Origin of the sequence: Halobacillus litoralis, assembly GCF_009856415.1 — a bacterium.
GTDB classification, from domain to species: Bacteria; Bacillota; Bacilli; order Bacillales; family Halobacillaceae; genus Halobacillus; species Halobacillus litoralis_C.
On the sequence record NZ_WMEZ01000016.1, the window covers coordinates 12,762 to 29,371 of the forward strand.

A 16,610-nucleotide genomic window follows, 5' to 3' on the forward strand; every position below is an offset into this window, starting at 1 on the left:
GATGTTCATGTCCTTCTTTGCTTTTCATAAGATGTAAGAGGAGGGGAGAGGCATGAGCCATACATACCAACTGCAAGTCTACTGGGAAAGAATCATGGATCGCTTGTTCGAGCAGGAAGACCATCATTGGTTAAGAAAAAAAGTAGACGGCATTGAAGAACGCGGACAACGCCTTCAGCGCCTGACTTTTAACATACATCCTTATCATCGCGTCGCGTATGATAATCAAACCCACATCCAGTATCTTTTGACTTTATCCCTGCTTATTAAATCAGGGCGCAAAGATTTTTTAGAAGAAGGGCATTATCATGGCGATGCACGGTTCATAGGGGAAGAGTTATTGGACCACAAAGTGAGAACAGAGATGTTTGAAGGAAACCAGATCTCCAAGCCTTTGCCTCTGGATTTTACGATGGATCAAGATCGAGAGCTTTCACGATTCACGTATAACCGCAGAGAAGCTGTTCGCTATGCTGACCGTTGGTGGGACAGTTATAATCCAGCTTATAGAAGTTTTGATGTGGATTGTACGAATTATGTGTCCCAGTGTATACGAGCAGGTGGAGCGACCACCTGGGGAGCACCTAACCGTACGAGAGGCTGGTGGTATGGAAGCGGGACCTGGAGCTACAGTTGGACGGTCGCACATGCGCTCCGGTGGTATTTAGGAGGAGCAAGGAAAGGTCTGACAGCAACAGAAGTTTCCTCTGCCGATCAACTTTCACCCGGTGATATCATTTGCTATGATTTTCAGGGAGATGGAAGATTTGATCACAACACCTTTGTCGTCAAAAAAGATGCCAATGGCATGCCACTTGTAAATGCTCACACATCCAACAGCCGGCACCGCTACTGGGCGTATGAAGACTCCACCGCTTACACCCCTGATATTCAGTACAAATTTTATAAAATCGATGACTGATGAGTATGGTATAATAGTCTAGTTGACTAAGATTAGACTGAGGTGAAACGCATGCCTAACCATATTGTACTCTTTCAACCGGAAATCCCAGCAAACACCGGAAATATCGCCCGTACATGTCTTGCTACCAATTCTGTCCTTCATCTGATTCGCCCTCTCGGTTTTTCGACCGATGATAAGATGGTGCGCCGTGCAGGGTTGGACTACTGGCATAAAGTTGATGTGAATTATTACGACTCGATTCAAGAACTTTATGAGGCTTTTCCGGAAGGTGAATTTTACTATATTGAGAATTTCGGAACGAAGTCTTATGTGGACTTTGATTTTAGCGATACGGAACAGGATCTCTTATTCGTTTTCGGGCGTGAAAGTGACGGGATTCCTAAGGACTTGTTAGAAGGGTTGGAGGACCGTTGTTTGAGAATACCGATGACCGATCAAGTGAGATCACTGAACTTGTCAAATACAGCCTCCATCATTCTTTTTGAGGCTCTCAGACAACAAGGGCATCCGAATTTAATCAAATGAAGCGAAAGGCGGCCGGAAGCGGTCGTCTTTTTTTGTATGCCTTCTGGTTTTTGGGTCCAGTGTTGTTGGTCACTTTTTCGTGCCAGGCACTGGAGAGCGTTGTTGGGGGGGGCAGTCACCGGAGAGCAGTGTTAGGAGGGTACCAGACATCCAAATGGTACACCTATATCAACGCGGAAACCCCCATGTAAGATTGAGGGAAAAAGAGGATTTGATAGGAATATGTCGAATTGTATTTTATATAAAATTTCATGAGGGAGTAGTCTTATTGGCCAGAAAGAAACGCTTTTGGTTCCCAGGTGCAATCTTTCATATTACTGCTAGGGGAAACCGAAGGCAAAACATCTTTTTAAATGATACAGACCGAGTATCCTATTTAGGTTATTTGAAAGAAGTAAAAGAAGTTCATAGATTTAAATTACATGCTTACTGTTTAATGAGTAATCATGTCCATTTAATTATTGAGATCAATCATTCCCCACCGAGTGCTATCCTTTAGCAACTCCACACTAAATATTCCAAGTATTTTAATTCCAAATATGAGTACACCGGTCATTTATTTCAAGGAAGGTATCATGATGAAATTATCCTTAATCATGAGTATTTTTTGACGGCTTGTAAGTATGTACACAAGAACCCTGAAAGAGCGAATTTAAAACGCCTGTTATCTAATCGGTTGTGGACATCACACCCTGCATATATGAATAAAGCCTCAGATCCACTAGTAGATACGGAAATGTTGCGAGGTTATTTGCTGGTATCTTACGAAGAATTTATGAAAATTCAAAATGTAGAGGACCCTGCTACTTAATAAAGAGGTGAGGGTCTTCTTATTTTATGTGAAGAGGTGAACATAAAGGCTGGCACTTCGGGGAGTCATTTTGGTGCCTGGCACCCGAGTGAAGGAAATGGTGCCAGGCACCAAAAAGTGAGGGACCAAAAAGTGAGGGACCAAAAAGGTGATACCAAAAAACGTAGCATCAAAAACAACACAAAAAACGCACCCATACTGGATGCGTTTTTGCTGCTTATTTTTTTGGCGTACCTGGTTTTGTATCATATCCGGCACTAAAAATAGCAGTAAGAAATGCGACACAGACAAGAATAATTAATGTAAGATTCATGAGTGGTCCTCCTTTATGTAGCCAGACAAGCATGATTAAGTTTATTATACCCTAATTATGGGTGGATGTGAATTGTTTGTCCAGTTAAAATTATCCTTTGCTTGATGACACATGCCTATACGTCAGGGCGGGCGTTTACATAGAGTGAAGGGTAGGTGAATAACCAAGGATGGATTGGAGGAGCATGAATGAACCATTACCAATATTATTATGATCCGTTCCAAGTCGAAGATGATTTCCGCAACGAGGATGAACGTTTCTTCTTCTTAGGGCCTTTTGCTGGTGGACTGCTCGGTGGGTTCCTGGGTGGAGCTCTTGCGCCAGGTTTTTATGGAGGATTTGGACCTCCGCCACCACCTTACTACGGTGGAGGACCAGGGTACGGTGGACCAGGATATGGATATAACCGACCTCCTTATTACGGAGGTCCATGGTAAAATAAACGCCCCTCATGAATGATTTCATGAGGGGCCATTTTTTAGAAGTTTGTTGTATCTAGTTCTTTCCCTTGGGATTCGTATCCTTGCATGTACTTGATCCGGCGCTGGGCAGATGTTGCATTGACCTGCTCATCAGCGTGATAAGAAGAACGGACCATTGGACCTGCTTCGCAGTGGCTGAATCCTTTTTCAAGAGCAATTTTCTTAAGCTCTTCAAATTCATCCGGATGGTAGTAACGCTCAACGTTCAAGTGCTTTTTCGTCGGCTGTAGATATTGACCGATTGTCATGATATCAACATTGTGTGCGAGTAGGTCATCCATGGCTTCGACGATTTCTTCTTTCGTTTCACCTAGGCCCACCATGATGCTTGATTTGGTTGGTGTATTCGGACGAATTTCTTTTACACGCTTCAACAATTCTAGAGAACGATCATACATCGCACGGGCACGCACTTTTTTCGTCAGGCGGCGGACGGTTTCGATGTTATGGTTGAAAATATCCGGCTCTCCGGCCATTAACGTGTGAAGACTTTCGTAATCCCCTTTCATATCAGAAGGGAGGATTTCAACGGTACATCCTGGTACACGGCGACGGATAGCTTTTACTGTTTCAGCAAAAACGGCTGCACCGCCATCATTTAGATCGTCACGTGCTACAGCGGTAACGACCACGTGTTTAAGTCCCATGATTTCTACAGAATCAGCGACACGTTCTGGCTCGTCCCAGTCCAGCTCGTTGGGGAGACCTGTTTTGACCGCGCAGAAACGGCACCCACGCGTACATGTATCTCCAAGGATCATGAACGTTGCTGTTTTCCGCTCACTCCAGCATTCGTGAATGTTCGGGCAGCGAGCTTCTTCACATACGGTGTTGAGTTTTTTATCACGCATCAGCTTTTTTAAGCCAGTGTAGGACTTATTGGTATTGATTTTAATTTTCAGCCATTCTGGTTTTCTTATGTAGTCTTGGTTTTTGGCCATTTTGTTCACTCCTTATTCATTAACGAGCATAGTTCCACTCGTCTGTCTCATAACGTTCTTCTGCAATCTTTCTGACTTCTTTCCACTGGGCTTCTGTAAGCTCAAAAGGTTCTAGGTTGATTCTGAGTCCTTTTTCAAACCCATTTTTAAAAGCTTTTTTAGTATCTTTGAAAGTTACAGGCTGATCAACGATTTGGTTGATCGCTACGGCTTTGTCACCGAAGGCTTTTCTTGCACGTTCTTTAATCCGTTCATTTTTATAGATAAACATATCGAATAGTTTAACATCATCGACATCAATGGGGATGGATCCGTGTTGAAGGATGATCCCTTTCTTTCTTGTCTGGGCACTTCCAGCTGCTTTTTTACCTTCGACAATCAATTCATACCATGAAGGTTCCTCAAAACATACGGCGGATCCTGCGACATCTAATTTTCCTTCAGGAACAGCGAATTCTGCTTGTATGCCAAGGTTTGTGAATCCTTCAAGCAAACCTTTGGATAGAACAAGATAGGCTTCTTTCACAGAGTCCGGCATATCGGGATGATCTTCTGACACAATTACACTATATGTGAGTTCATTGTCATGTAGGACAGCTCGTCCTCCCGTTTGACGGCGAACAAGTTCATAACCATGCTTTTGGACGCCTTCCAAATCAATTTTCCCTTTGACTTTTTGAAAATATCCTACAGATAATCCAGCAGGCTCCCATCCATAAAAACGGAGTACCGGAGGAATGTCTCCATTGCGGTGCCAATTCATCAAGGTTTCATCCAATGCCATGTTCATAGCAGGAGTGCAATGACCTGAATCGACAAAGTACCATGTTTCCATATGCAGTCCTTCTTTCTATTTTGTAGCACTTTATCCTATTAAAATATTCGTAACAATTCTAACAAGGGGATATCATCGTGTCAAAATTTACTAACAGGGGGTTCATTCGCTTTTTAGGACTACTTGCTCATTGCAAAAAAATGGACATACATTTCAATTTTGTTGCTTTATAATAAAGGAAGGAGGGATGACCGTGAGCCAAACTTTAGTTTCCAGCATCCTTTTCTTAATCAGTGCGGCCATTTGGGCATTATTAGCTATATTTTATGATGATTTTAGGTGGCTTAACTTGTTTCTATTTATTGCTTTTTTGGTGATGGGGTTGTCCAAAAGGCGCAGGTATATTCAAGAAAAGGATTACGAAGAGGACTGACTTTCATGTTGGTCCTCTTTTTTCTGTCATGAATGAGCGAGGGAGGCATAGGGTGGATAAGAGGGCTTTTCCCTCACTTTTCAGTTGTCTATTAATGATTGTGGTTCCGAGTTTCTGTTTCTTCGTTCGTATCCAGCTCCGGCGCCCAGACACTCGAGACATAAGTCAACCGCTTCTGTGGTGAAAGAACGCACCACTGCACCGTTTGTCTTATGCTTGTCGCGTCTACCAGGATGCCTCCGCATTTCGTGTCACAGTGTCCAGCTCCGACGCCTAGATGCTCGAGACATAAGTCAATGTTCTACGTGAAGAAGAACGCTTCACTCCGAACCTTGTCTTATGCTTGTCGCATCTCCCAAGGCGTCTCCGCATTTCGTTTTCATGATCCAGTTGCAGCGGCCAGACACTCGAGACATAAGACAACCGCCTCCGTGGTGGAAGAACACACCACTGCGCCGTTTGCCTTATGCTTGTCGTGTCTATCAGGATGCCTCCGCATTTCGAATTCATGGTCCAGTTGTAGCGGCCAGACACTCGAGACATAAGTCAACCGCCTCCGTGGTGGAAGAACACACCACTGCGCCGTTTGTCTTATGCTTGTCGTGTCTAAGCAGGCCGCCTCCACATTTCTCGTGTAGTGTCCAGCTCCGGCATCCAGACGCTCGAGACATAAGTCAACCGCTTCCGTGGTGAAAGAACGCACCACTGCACCGTTTGTCTTATGCTTGTCGCGTCTATCAGGATGCCTCCGCATTTCGTGTCACAGTGTCCAGCTCCGACGCCTAGATGCTCGAGACATAAGTCAATGTTCTACGTGAAGAAGAACGCTTCACTCCGAACCTTGTCTTATGCTTGTCGCATCTCCCAAGGCGTCTCCGCATTTCGTTTTCATTTACACATGTTTTACAGTAGCCAGGCATAGGATGTATTAAAATTCGTCTCTTACGACGGGGGAGGTCGCGAAGTGGACATTTTAAAGAAAATACAAGACCACCGGGAACAAGAAGAGGAACTGAAATGGGAAGGTACATTCTCAGAATATTTGGAATTACTGAAAGAGCGTCCGTATTTAGCTCAATCCGCCCATTCCCGCGTTTACAATATGATTAAAAGTGCGGGAGTAGCAGAAGAGCACGATCATAAGCGTTACAAGTTTTTCGATGAGGACATCTATGGTTTGGATGAGGCCATGGAGAAGCTTGTTGAAGAATATTTCCACCCGGCAGCAAGAAGGCTGGATGTTAGAAAACGTATTCTTTTACTGATGGGTCCTGTCAGTGGTGGTAAGTCAACGCTCGTTAACTTACTGAAACGAGGGATGGAGCAGTACACGCATACCGATGAAGGGGCTGTCTTTGCTATCAAGGGTTGTCCGATGCATGAGGACCCTTTACATCTTGTACCGAACCACCTGCGCAAAGATTTCCAGGAAGAGTATGGGATCCGTATTGAGGGCAGTCTTTCTCCTTTAAACACGATGAGAGTGGAAACAGAATATGGGGGAAGGATTGAAGACGTTTTAGTTGAACGTATCTTTTTCTCAGAGGATAAGCGTACAGGCATTGGAACCTTCAGCCCTTCTGATCCGAAGTCCCAGGATATTGCAGACTTGACGGGTTCGATTGACTTTTCTACGATTGCCCAATATGGTTCGGAATCAGATCCTAGGGCCTATCGTTTTGATGGTGAATTGAACAAAGCGAACCGAGGCATCATGGAGTTCCAGGAAATGCTGAAGTGTGATGAGAAGTTTTTATGGCACTTGCTCAGTTTAACTCAGGAAGGAAACTTCAAGGCTGGACGTTTTGCCCTCATCTCTGCCGATGAGCTGATCATCGCCCATACGAACGAAGCGGAATATCGTTCTTTTATTGCCAACAAGAAAAATGAGGCCTTGCATTCCCGGATGATTGTCATGCCTGTTCCTTACAACTTGAAGGTCAGTCAGGAAGAACGGATCTACGAAAAAATGATCCGTGAGAGTGACATCAGGGATGTTCACATTGCTCCGCATACGCTGAGGGTCGCTGCGATGTTTACGATTTTGACTCGCCTCAAAGAGTCTAAGAAAGCGTCGGTTGATGTATTGAAAAAAATGCGTCTGTATGACGGTGAGATTTTAGAAGGGTTCAGCGATGTAGATGTGGAGGAATTGAAAAAAGAACACGCGGATGAAGGAATGAGTGGCATTGACCCTCGTTATGTCATTAACCGCATTTCCTCTACCATCATTAAGAAAGAGCTGACGTCGATCAATGCACTGGATGTTCTGCGCTCGCTAAAAGATGGTCTCGGAAGTCACGCTTCCATTTCCAGCGAAGATAAAGAACGTTATCTTGACTTCATTTCACTTGCTAGAAAAGAGTACGACGAAATTGCGAAGAAAGAAGTACAGAAGGCTTTTGTTTACTCCTATGAAGAGTCTGCTGTCACATTGATGGATAACTATTTGGATAATGTAGAGGCCTACTGTAATAAAGCCAAGCTTAGAGATCCATTGACAGGAGAAGAGTTGAATCCAGATGAGCGCCTCATGCGTTCCATTGAAGAACAGATCGGCGTGTCAGAAAATGCGAAGAAGGCGTTCCGTGAAGAGATTTTAATCCGTATTTCTGCCTATGCTCGAAAAGGCAAGAAGTTCGATTATCAGTCTCATGAGCGGTTACGCGAAGCGATTCAGAAGAAGTTGTTCGCAGACCTGAAAGATGTTGTGAAAATCACGACCTCTACGAAGACACCGGATGAGCAGCAACTTAAGAAAATCAATGAAGTTGTCGCTACTCTTATCGATGAGCACGGCTATAACTCAAGCTCTGCTAATGAATTATTGAAGTATGTGGGTAGCTTACTGAATAGATAATTACAAACTCCCAACCGCTCTCTTATTCTATTAAGAGGGCGGTTTCTTGTGGTATAATGGCAAAAAATGAAGTGTGGTGAGACGATGGCCAAAAGTTATTATGCAATTATTGATGTCGGATCGAACACAATGCGTCTAGTCATTTATTTGAGGGAAAAAGGTGGACGTCTTCGGGAAGTTGAGAACGTGAAAGCTGTTGCCAGATTGAGGAATCACCTCATGGACGACGGCCTCTTATCAACAGAAGGGATCCAAATCCTTTTGACCACGTTAAAAAGCTTCAAGCAAGTGGCAGAGTCTTATCCTTTAGAAGAGATCGTTTGTGTAGCGACCGCTACCATCAGACAAGCGCAGAATCAAGCCGAAATCATTCACCAGGTATCAGAACATACAGGCTTTGATATGCGCATACTTTCTGATCAAGAAGAAGCTTATTATGGTTATCTGGCTGTGGTGAATTCGACGCCTGTAACAGAAGGAATTACTGTCGACATCGGTGGAGGAAGCACTGAAGTTACATATTTCAAGGAGAGGGAATTGATCGAATCCCATAGCTTCCCATTTGGAGCGCTGACGCTTAAACAAGATTTCTTCAAAAAGGATCTTCCTACAGAGGAAGAAATGTCCGACCTTCGGCATTATTTGATTGAACAATTCCAATCGCTCCCATGGCTTAAGAAAAAGAACGTTCCGTTGATTGGAATTGGGGGAGGCGCGCGTAACCTCGTTCAAATTGATCAGAACTTGAAAGAATATCCTCTTGCAGGCCTACATCAATATAAAATGAAGGACAGTGACCTCGCTTTTATCAAGAACTATCTTTTCACCTTGAATATGAAGAAGTTGCAGAAGGTTGAGGGGTTATCGAAGGACCGTGCGGACATCATCCTTCCTGCAACAGAAGTGTTTCATTCTTTGTATGATACGGTCCATGCTTCAGGTTTCATCTTAAGCAGAAAAGGGTTGCGCGACGGTATTTTTTTCGAGCAGCTGACGAGTGAAATGGGGACAGCCCTCTTTCCGAATGTGTTAGAGGAGAGCATTCAGGAACTGATCAGTGATTATGAGTTGAATGTGAAACACATCCAACATGTACAGCACCTGGCTCATGATTTGTTCCATCAGCTCCATGACCGTGGAATCGGCGCTTTGAGGAAAAAAGACTGGCAGGAAGTGAAAAGGGCGAGTTATGTGTTCAACCTTGGTGAATATATTGACAATGAATCATCCTCTCAGCACACTTTTTACCTCCTCGCTAACCGGACGATTGACGGACTGATGCATATGGAAAGGTTACGGATGGCTTTAATGGCCTCTTTCAAAAACAAAACGGTCTTCAAGCAATTCCTAGATCCATACAAAGAGTGGTTCTTGAAGGATGAACGGAAAAAAATCCGCCTTCTCGGGTCGATGTTGAAATTTTGTTACAGTCTTGACAGTACTCGTAGGCAGACGGTGGAAAAGCTGGAACTATCCAATGATGGGGACGACCTTCGTGTTACCCTCTATTGTAACGGGGCCTACATGCCTGAAGAATATCAAACAGAAAAGCAGAAAAAACATCTAGAAAAATCCTTAAAGAAGACTATCGAGCTCTCCTTTGTGGAAAATAAAAAGTAGTCCGTTCCGGGCTGCTTTTTTTGTCATTTTATTTTCGTTTTGCATCGTTCGACATTTTTAATCAAATTTTTACAAAAAGTTAACTCTGCATTTAAATGTGGAATATATTGATGTACTAACCTGAATGTGAATACATGTGTAAAGGGTGTGCGTAATGTCAACAGAACAAAAGACGAAAGAATTGGACAATCCACTTTTTTATAACAATCGAGAGCTCAGCTGGCTTGGATTTAATGAGCGGGTATTAGATGAGTCTCTTGATATGGACAACCCTTTGCTCGAACGGTTGAAGTTTTTAGCTATCGTGTCTTCCAACCTTGATGAGTTTTTTATGGTGCGGGTGGCAGGGTTGAAGGACCAAGTCAAAGCTGGTTTCAATAAACCGGAAAACAAAGCCGGTTTGACTCCAAAGCAACAGCTGAGGAAAATCGCTGAGATTAACCACAAAAATGTGGAAAAACAATACGCGGCCTATCAGTCGATGAAACCGGAATTGGAAAGCGAAGGAATCTCGATTTTGTCCATTGATGATTTGACAAAAGAAGAGATCCAACGTTTTGAAACCTATTTCGATGAAGAAATCTTTCCAGTGTTGACCCCGATGGCGGTGGATGCCTATCGTCCTTTCCCAATGCTCTTGAATAAGTCCATCAATCTTGCAGTCGTCATTCGAGACGAACTGGATCGAGAAGGAGCAACCAAAACGGCGATTGTCCAAGTTCCGTCTGTACTGAATCGTTTCGTAACTGTGAATCATGAAGAGAAATATCAATATGTCCTATTGGAAGAAATCATCGGTCATTTCATGAGCAAGTTGTTCAAAGGGTATGAAGTTGAATCGATCACAGAGTTCAGAATCACAAGAAATGCCGATATGACGATTCATGAAGAAGGGGCCCGGGATTTACTAAAAGAGATTGAAAAAGAACTGAAGAAACGGAAGTGGGGAGCGGCTGTCCGGCTGGAAGTCAGGGATGGTAAGTATGACGATAAATTGGTCCGCTTTTTATTAAAAGTCCTAGAAATCCACCAAGATGACTTATATATCACAGACGGACCGCTGGATTTAACCTTCTTATTCAAATTCCATAAAACCTTCGAAGATGTGAAGGATCATCTCTATTACGAAACATTAATGCCTCAACCCCCTCGAGATCTTAGTAGTGATGAAAATATCTTCGAACAAGTAATGGAACGCGATGCTTTTCTCCATCACCCTTATGAATCGTTTGAACCTGTTGTCGACTTCGTAGCAGATGCAGCAGATGATCCTCATGTTCTGGCTATTAAACAGACCTTATACCGGGTTTCTGGAGATTCACCGATCATTGAGGCTCTCAAGCGTGCGGCGGAAAAAGGGAAGCAAGTAACCGTACTTGTCGAACTGAAAGCACGTTTTGATGAAGAAAACAACGTACAATGGGCAAAAGAACTGGAAAAAGCGGGTTGTCATGTCATTTATGGAATGACCTATTTGAAAACCCACAGCAAAATCACGTTGGTTGTCCGAAAGAAGAATGAGAAAATTGAACGTTTCGTTCACCTGGGGACAGGGAACTACAATGACCAGACAGCATCGCTTTATACAGATATGGGAATCATCACAGCGAAGCGGAAGTTCGGGATTGATGCCACAGACTTTTTCAATTATCTAAGCGGGTTTACCGAGAAACCTCAATTTCATCACCTGTCGATGGCCCCGTTTGATATACGAAATGACTTTATTCGTTATATTAATAATGAAATCCGTTTTCAAAAGCAACATGGCAACGGCCGCATCATAGCAAAGATGAATTCCCTAACAGATAAAAATATAATTATGAAGCTTTACGAAGCCTCTCAAGCAGGCGTGCAAATTGATTTGATCGTGCGTGGGATCTGCTGCCTTCGCCCTGGAATCAAGGGTTTCAGTGATAACATTCGTGTCATTAGTATTGTCGGTCGTTTCCTGGAGCACAGCCGGATTTATTATTTCCACCATAATGGAGATGACCGTGTCTTTTTATCCTCTGCTGACATGATGACAAGAAACATGGTCAAGCGTGTCGAGCTTTTGTTCCCCATCCATGAACCAGAGATTAAAAATCGATTGCAAAAGATACTATCTGTCATGCTGAATGATAATGTCAAAGCGAGGGAACAAAAGAATGACGGAGCCTATGAACATGTCAAACGTCCTGAAAATGCGCAACCTATCAACAGCCAAATGAAACTTTATGATATGGCTTACCGGGTCTTAGAGGACGAAGAATAACAACGACATATCACTTTAGAGGCAAAAAGTGAAAAAGGCGTACCCATCGGTGCGTCTTTCTTGTTATAATGGAATGGATTTGATCATTCATTAAAAAAATAAGCGAAATTTGTTGAATACGGGAGCGTTTCAACTCTATAATAGTACATGGACTTGGAAACGTTTTCGAGGAAACATTAGCCAACAACTACTTGGGGGTATTCTACGTGTCTAAACAAGGCTCCACTCAAAACTTTTGGGAAAATTTCCATGGCCCCAACATGGGGTACATCGAAGAACAATTCGAACAATATGAAAACGATCCTAGTGCTGTCGATCCTTCTTTGAAGGAAATTTTTGATGAGCACGGGGCTCCTGAATGGATGGGAAGCGATGCGGTTGCTGAAACCACTGGATCTGCTTCACCTTCTGAGAGGGACATAGCTAAAATTACCTCAGCTTTGAAACTTGTTGAGGCTATTCGTCGTCATGGTCACCTGCAGGCAAATATCTATGCGGTAGGCAGTGATGAGCGACCTAAAACAAATTTGCTTGAATTGGAAACATATGGACTACAAGAAAAGGATTTAAAAGAAATCCCGGCTGATTGGGTGTGGCCTGATGCCCCCATGAAACTGGATAATGCACTTCAAGTAGTCAAAACATTAAAAGAACGATATGCAGGGACCATTTCTTTTGAATTCGGTCATGTAAATAACGAAGATGAAAGAAAATGGCTCCAAGATAAAGTCGACACTGGTTCTTATACTGTGTCACTCACAGATGAAGAGAAGAAGCAATTGCTATACCGTCTGGCTGAAGTCGAAGGCTTTGAAAACTTCCTGGCAAAGACATTCGTTGCACAGAAACGATTTTCTATTGAAGGCTTGGACATGATGGTGCCGATGCTTGATCATATTATCCAATCGGCTTCCGGAGACAAAATCAAACATATCATGATGGGCATGGCCCACCGTGGGCGTTTGAATGTACTTGCTCATATCCTTGGCAAGCCTTATGATCGCATTTTTTCTGAATTCCACCTTTCCCCAGATAAGGAGCTGATGCCATCTGAAGGTTCCATGGGAATCAACTACGGTTGGACAGGTGATGTTAAATATCACTTTGGTGCGAGAAGAGAAATTGAGAATGGAGAACAGTCCGCTACGCGTGTGACTCTAAGCCATAACCCTTCACATTTAGAATACGTCAATCCAGTAGTTGAAGGATTCACACGTGCAGCTCAGGATGACCGCTCAGAGCCGGGTTATGCAAAAATGGATGAGGACGAGGCATTCGGCCTTTTGATTCATGGTGACGCTGCTTTCATCGGAGAAGGTGTTGTAGCAGAAACCTTGAACATGAGTGACCTCCCTGGCTATCGCACGGGTGGAACGGTCCACATTATTGCTAACAACCTTGTCGGTTTCACGACGAATAGGAAAGACGGGCGCTCGACACGTTATGCGAGTGACCTTGCCAAAGGATTCGAAATTCCTGTTGTTCATGTAAATGCTGATGATCCGCTGGCTTGTTTATCAGCGATGGCCCTTGCGTATGAGTACCGTCAGAAATTCCATAAAGATTTCTTGATCGATCTCGTCGGATATCGTCGTTTCGGTCACAATGAAATGGATGAACCACGCTCTACACAACCGAGACTCTATAAGGAAATTGATGAACATCCGACGGCTGCAGCTGTATTTGAAAAACAGCTCCAGGAAGCATCAGTCGTAGGTGACGGTGCTCTTGAAGACATGAAAAAGGAAGTGGAACAAAAACTCCGCGACATCTATAACAATATGAAGGAGCATGAAACGTCTTCTCCTGACGTCAAAGAGCGTCCGAGTGGAGTTGAACGAAATCTCGACGAAATCGATACAGCCATCGATATTGATCGTCTAAAAGGTTTAAATGAAGGTATGCTGAAGCGTCCTGAAGGATTTAATGGCTTTAAAAAGCTCGAGAAAATTCTTCAAAGACGCAGTAAAATGCTTGATGATGGACAAAAAGTTGATTGGGCGACAGCAGAAGCCTTGGCATTTGCTTCGATTCTTGAGGATGGACGTCCGATCCGAATTACAGGACAAGATACGGAGCGCGGAACATTCGCCCACCGTCACCTTGTTCTTCACGATGTGGAAACAGGGGAAACGTACTGTCCAATGCATGGTTTAGAGCAGGCGAATGCGTCCTTCGACATTCATAACAGCCCATTGTCTGAAGCTGGGGTTATTGGGTTTGAGTATGGATATAGTGTCCAAGCTCCCGAATCCCTCGTGCTTTGGGAAGCTCAATTCGGTGACTTCGCTAATGCTGGACAAGTCATCTTTGACCAGTTCGTATCTGCTGGCCGTGCCAAATGGGGAGAAAAATCCAATATGGTCTTTTTGCTTCCTCATGGATATGAAGGCCAAGGGCCGGAGCACTCCAGTGCACGCCTGGAGCGTTTCTTACAGTTGGCGGCTGAAAACAACTGGACGGTAGCCAATGTCACGTCTTCAGCTCAATATTTCCACTTGTTAAGAAGACAAGCAGCCATTAGTAATCAGGAAGAAGCACGTCCTCTTGTTTTGATGACACCGAAGAGTCTTTTGAGAAATCAACGAGTAGCTGTTTCAGGTGAACAATTCAGCAAAGGGCGATTCCAACCGATTATGAAGCAACCAATTTTATCTGAAAACAAAGATAAAGAAAAAGTGAAAACTCTCCTTCTCGGAAGTGGGAAGATCATGGTCGATATTGAGGATACGGTTGATGGTACCGATCAGACCTTTGAGACGATCGATGCTGTAAGAATCGAACAAATCTATCCATTCCCTGAACAACGATTAGCTGAGATGTTAGAGACTTATCCGAATTTAGAAGAATTAGTATGGGTCCAAGAAGAACCACAGAACATGGGTAGCTGGTACTTCGTCGAAGGGATTTTGCACAAACTGTTGAAAGAGGGGCAGATTCACCGCTTTGTCGGTCGTCCGCACCGTGCATCACCTTCCGTCGGAGAGCCGAACATCCATAAAACGGAGCAGAATCGAATCATTCATGAAGCGCTACAGATGTCTAAAGGAGGAGAAACAAATGAAGGAAATTAAGGTTCCTGAATTAGCTGAATCCATAACAGAAGGTACAATATCAGAATGGCTCGTCAAAAAAGGGGATCAAGTGGAAAAAGGCGACCCGATTCTCGAGCTTGAGACAGATAAAGTAAACGTTGAAGTGAATGCAGATGCCAGTGGAGTTATTGCTGAGTTGTTGAGAGAAGCAGGAGACGACGTAGAAGTCGGCGATGTAATAGCTAAAGTCGATGAAAACGGCGAAGCGGAAGGTTCAGATGAAGATACTTCTTCTGATGAGGAAGAATCTGAACCAAAAGAAAAAGAAGAGGAATCCAACAAAGAAGAAGAATCTCAGAAAGAAGAAAAACAGTCTTCTGAAGAAAAGAAAGAGTCTTCCAGCAAGGATTCTAAAGACGTGATTGCTACTCCAGCTGCCCGCAAACGTGCGCGTGAACTTGGAATTGACTTGAGCGAGATTTCTGCCCGCGATCCCCTTGGCCGCATCCGTCCGGAAGATGTCGATGCTGCTGCCAAAGGAGAAAGCAAGCAAGAATCTAAAGGTTCTTCCAAGCCTTCTTCTGAAGATAAACCTAAGAAGCAGGAGAAGAAAAAAGAAGAAACGAAGAAAACAGAATTCGATAAGCCAGTCGAACGGGTGAAAATGTCCCGTAGACGCCAGACGATTGCTAAGAGACTCGTTGAAGCCCAGCAGGAATCTGCGATGCTCACAACCTTTAACGAAGTAGACATGACCAATGTTATGAAGCTTAGAAGTGAACGTAAAGAATCCTTCCTGAAGAAGCATGACATTAAATTAGGTTTCATGTCCTTCTTCACAAAAGCAGCGGTTGGAGCATTGAAGGAATTCCCGTTACTGAATGCAGAGATACAAGGAAACGAAATCATTAAGAAACAGTTCTACGATATCGGAATGGCAGTCTCTACAGACGAAGGTCTCGTCGTTCCTGTTGTCCGTGATGCAGACCGTCTGGACTTTGCTGGTATTGAAAAAGGAATTGCTGATCTTGCGACTAAAGCACGTAACAAAGAGCTGGGTCTCGAGGACTTGCAAGGTGGATCATTTACAATCACGAACGGTGGAATCTTTGGATCTATGCTTTCTACACCGATTTTGAATGCACCTCAAGTAGGTATCCTTGGCTTGCACAACATTGAAAAACGAGCGAAAGTCATGCCGGATGACACAATTGAAGCTCGTCCGATGATGTACATTGCTCTTTCCTACGACCACAGAATCGTAGACGGAAAAGATGCGGTACAGTTCCTGCGCAGGATCAAAGAAATGATTGAAGATCCATTCGACCTTCTGCTCGAAGGCTAAAATCAATCCCCTTCCACAACTTCCGTGGAAGGGGATTTTTTATTCCTCAATCCACAAACGCACCCTATTCTTGAAGACTCAGTTTCGAGATGTTCGTTGGAATTTTAGGGGCTCCGGGAAACCGTTCGCTTTCCATGGGGCGGGCGGTGAGCCTCCTCAGGCTATGAACTGACCCCCTATTTTTGGACACTATGTAATTAAGCTGCTTTCTCAAATTTTTCACGGTATTGAACTGGACTCATCCGAAGTTTTGACTTGATCCGTTCGTTGTTGTAATCATCCATGAAGACG

General features: G+C 43.8%; 13 protein-coding genes. 10 read left to right on the top strand and 3 right to left on the bottom strand.

What is annotated here, in order from left to right; translation table 11 throughout:
* Window positions 1–52 precede the first annotated feature (52 nt).
* The 4 genes from GLV98_RS19745 to GLV98_RS19760 all read left to right on the top strand — a co-directional run bounded on the left by GLV98_RS19745 (window position 53) and on the right by GLV98_RS19760 (window position 3,011).
* A complete protein-coding gene (locus GLV98_RS19745; RefSeq protein ID WP_160917689.1) occupies window positions 53–922 on the top strand; it encodes an amidase domain-containing protein in 870 nt (289 codons plus the stop codon).
* Window positions 923–973: 51 nt separating this feature from the next.
* Complete coding sequence (gene trmL / locus GLV98_RS19750) at window positions 974–1,450, top strand: tRNA (uridine(34)/cytosine(34)/5-carboxymethylaminomethyluridine(34)-2'-O)-methyltransferase TrmL (protein ID WP_160917690.1); 477 nt, start codon at window positions 974–976, stop codon at window positions 1,448–1,450.
* A 154-nt stretch (window positions 1,451–1,604) separates the two neighbouring features.
* Entirely contained in the window at window positions 1,605–1,949 is a 345-nt protein-coding gene (locus tag GLV98_RS20415) for a transposase (RefSeq protein WP_423785021.1), read from the top strand.
* An 813-nt stretch (window positions 1,950–2,762) separates the two neighbouring features.
* A complete protein-coding gene (locus GLV98_RS19760) occupies window positions 2,763–3,011 on the top strand; it encodes a hypothetical protein (protein ID WP_160917692.1) in 249 nt (82 codons plus the stop codon).
* Window positions 3,012–3,052: 41 nt separating this feature from the next.
* Here the strand turns inward: GLV98_RS19760 and lipA are convergent, their stop codons facing one another.
* Both lipA and GLV98_RS19770 read right to left on the bottom strand, forming a co-directional pair.
* Entirely contained in the window at window positions 3,053–3,997 is a 945-nt protein-coding gene (gene lipA / locus GLV98_RS19765) for a lipoyl synthase (RefSeq protein WP_160917693.1), read from the bottom strand.
* 19 nt (window positions 3,998–4,016) lie between these two features.
* Window positions 4,017–4,832, bottom strand: coding sequence for a lipoate--protein ligase family protein (locus tag GLV98_RS19770; protein ID WP_272917314.1), 816 nt, complete (start codon window positions 4,830–4,832; stop codon window positions 4,017–4,019).
* A 193-nt stretch (window positions 4,833–5,025) separates the two neighbouring features.
* Here GLV98_RS19770 and GLV98_RS19775 point away from each other — a divergent pair, with 193 nt between their 5' ends.
* The 6 genes from GLV98_RS19775 (at window position 5,026) to odhB (ending at window position 16,319) form a co-directional block, all read left to right on the top strand.
* Complete coding sequence (locus tag GLV98_RS19775; protein ID WP_160917694.1) at window positions 5,026–5,205, top strand: hypothetical protein; 180 nt, start codon at window positions 5,026–5,028, stop codon at window positions 5,203–5,205.
* Between the two features lie 964 nt (window positions 5,206–6,169).
* Window positions 6,170–8,065, top strand: coding sequence for a PrkA family serine protein kinase (locus GLV98_RS19780; protein WP_160917695.1), 1,896 nt, complete (start codon window positions 6,170–6,172; stop codon window positions 8,063–8,065).
* 84 nt (window positions 8,066–8,149) lie between these two features.
* On the top strand, window positions 8,150–9,685 hold the full coding sequence (gene ppx / locus GLV98_RS19785; protein WP_160917696.1) for an exopolyphosphatase: 1,536 nt from the start codon (window positions 8,150–8,152) through the stop codon (window positions 9,683–9,685).
* Window positions 9,686–9,839: 154 nt separating this feature from the next.
* Window positions 9,840–11,939, top strand: coding sequence for an RNA degradosome polyphosphate kinase (locus tag GLV98_RS19790; protein WP_160917697.1), 2,100 nt, complete (start codon window positions 9,840–9,842; stop codon window positions 11,937–11,939).
* Window positions 11,940–12,145: 206 nt separating this feature from the next.
* The gene (locus GLV98_RS19795; RefSeq protein ID WP_160917698.1) at window positions 12,146–15,013 is read left to right on the top strand and encodes a 2-oxoglutarate dehydrogenase E1 component; all 2,868 of its coding nucleotides are present in this window, start codon (window positions 12,146–12,148) and stop codon (window positions 15,011–15,013) included.
* Window positions 15,000–16,319, top strand: a complete 1,320-nt coding sequence (gene odhB, locus GLV98_RS19800) for a 2-oxoglutarate dehydrogenase complex dihydrolipoyllysine-residue succinyltransferase (protein ID WP_160917699.1) — start codon at window positions 15,000–15,002, stop codon at window positions 16,317–16,319. Before GLV98_RS19795 ends, odhB begins: the two co-directional genes overlap by 14 nt.
* Window positions 16,320–16,516: 197 nt before the next feature.
* Here odhB and GLV98_RS20420 read toward each other — a convergent pair whose 3' ends face one another.
* Entirely contained in the window at window positions 16,517–16,603 is an 87-nt protein-coding gene (locus GLV98_RS20420) for an IS3 family transposase (RefSeq protein WP_423784998.1), read from the bottom strand.
* Window positions 16,604–16,610: the final 7 nt, after the last annotated feature.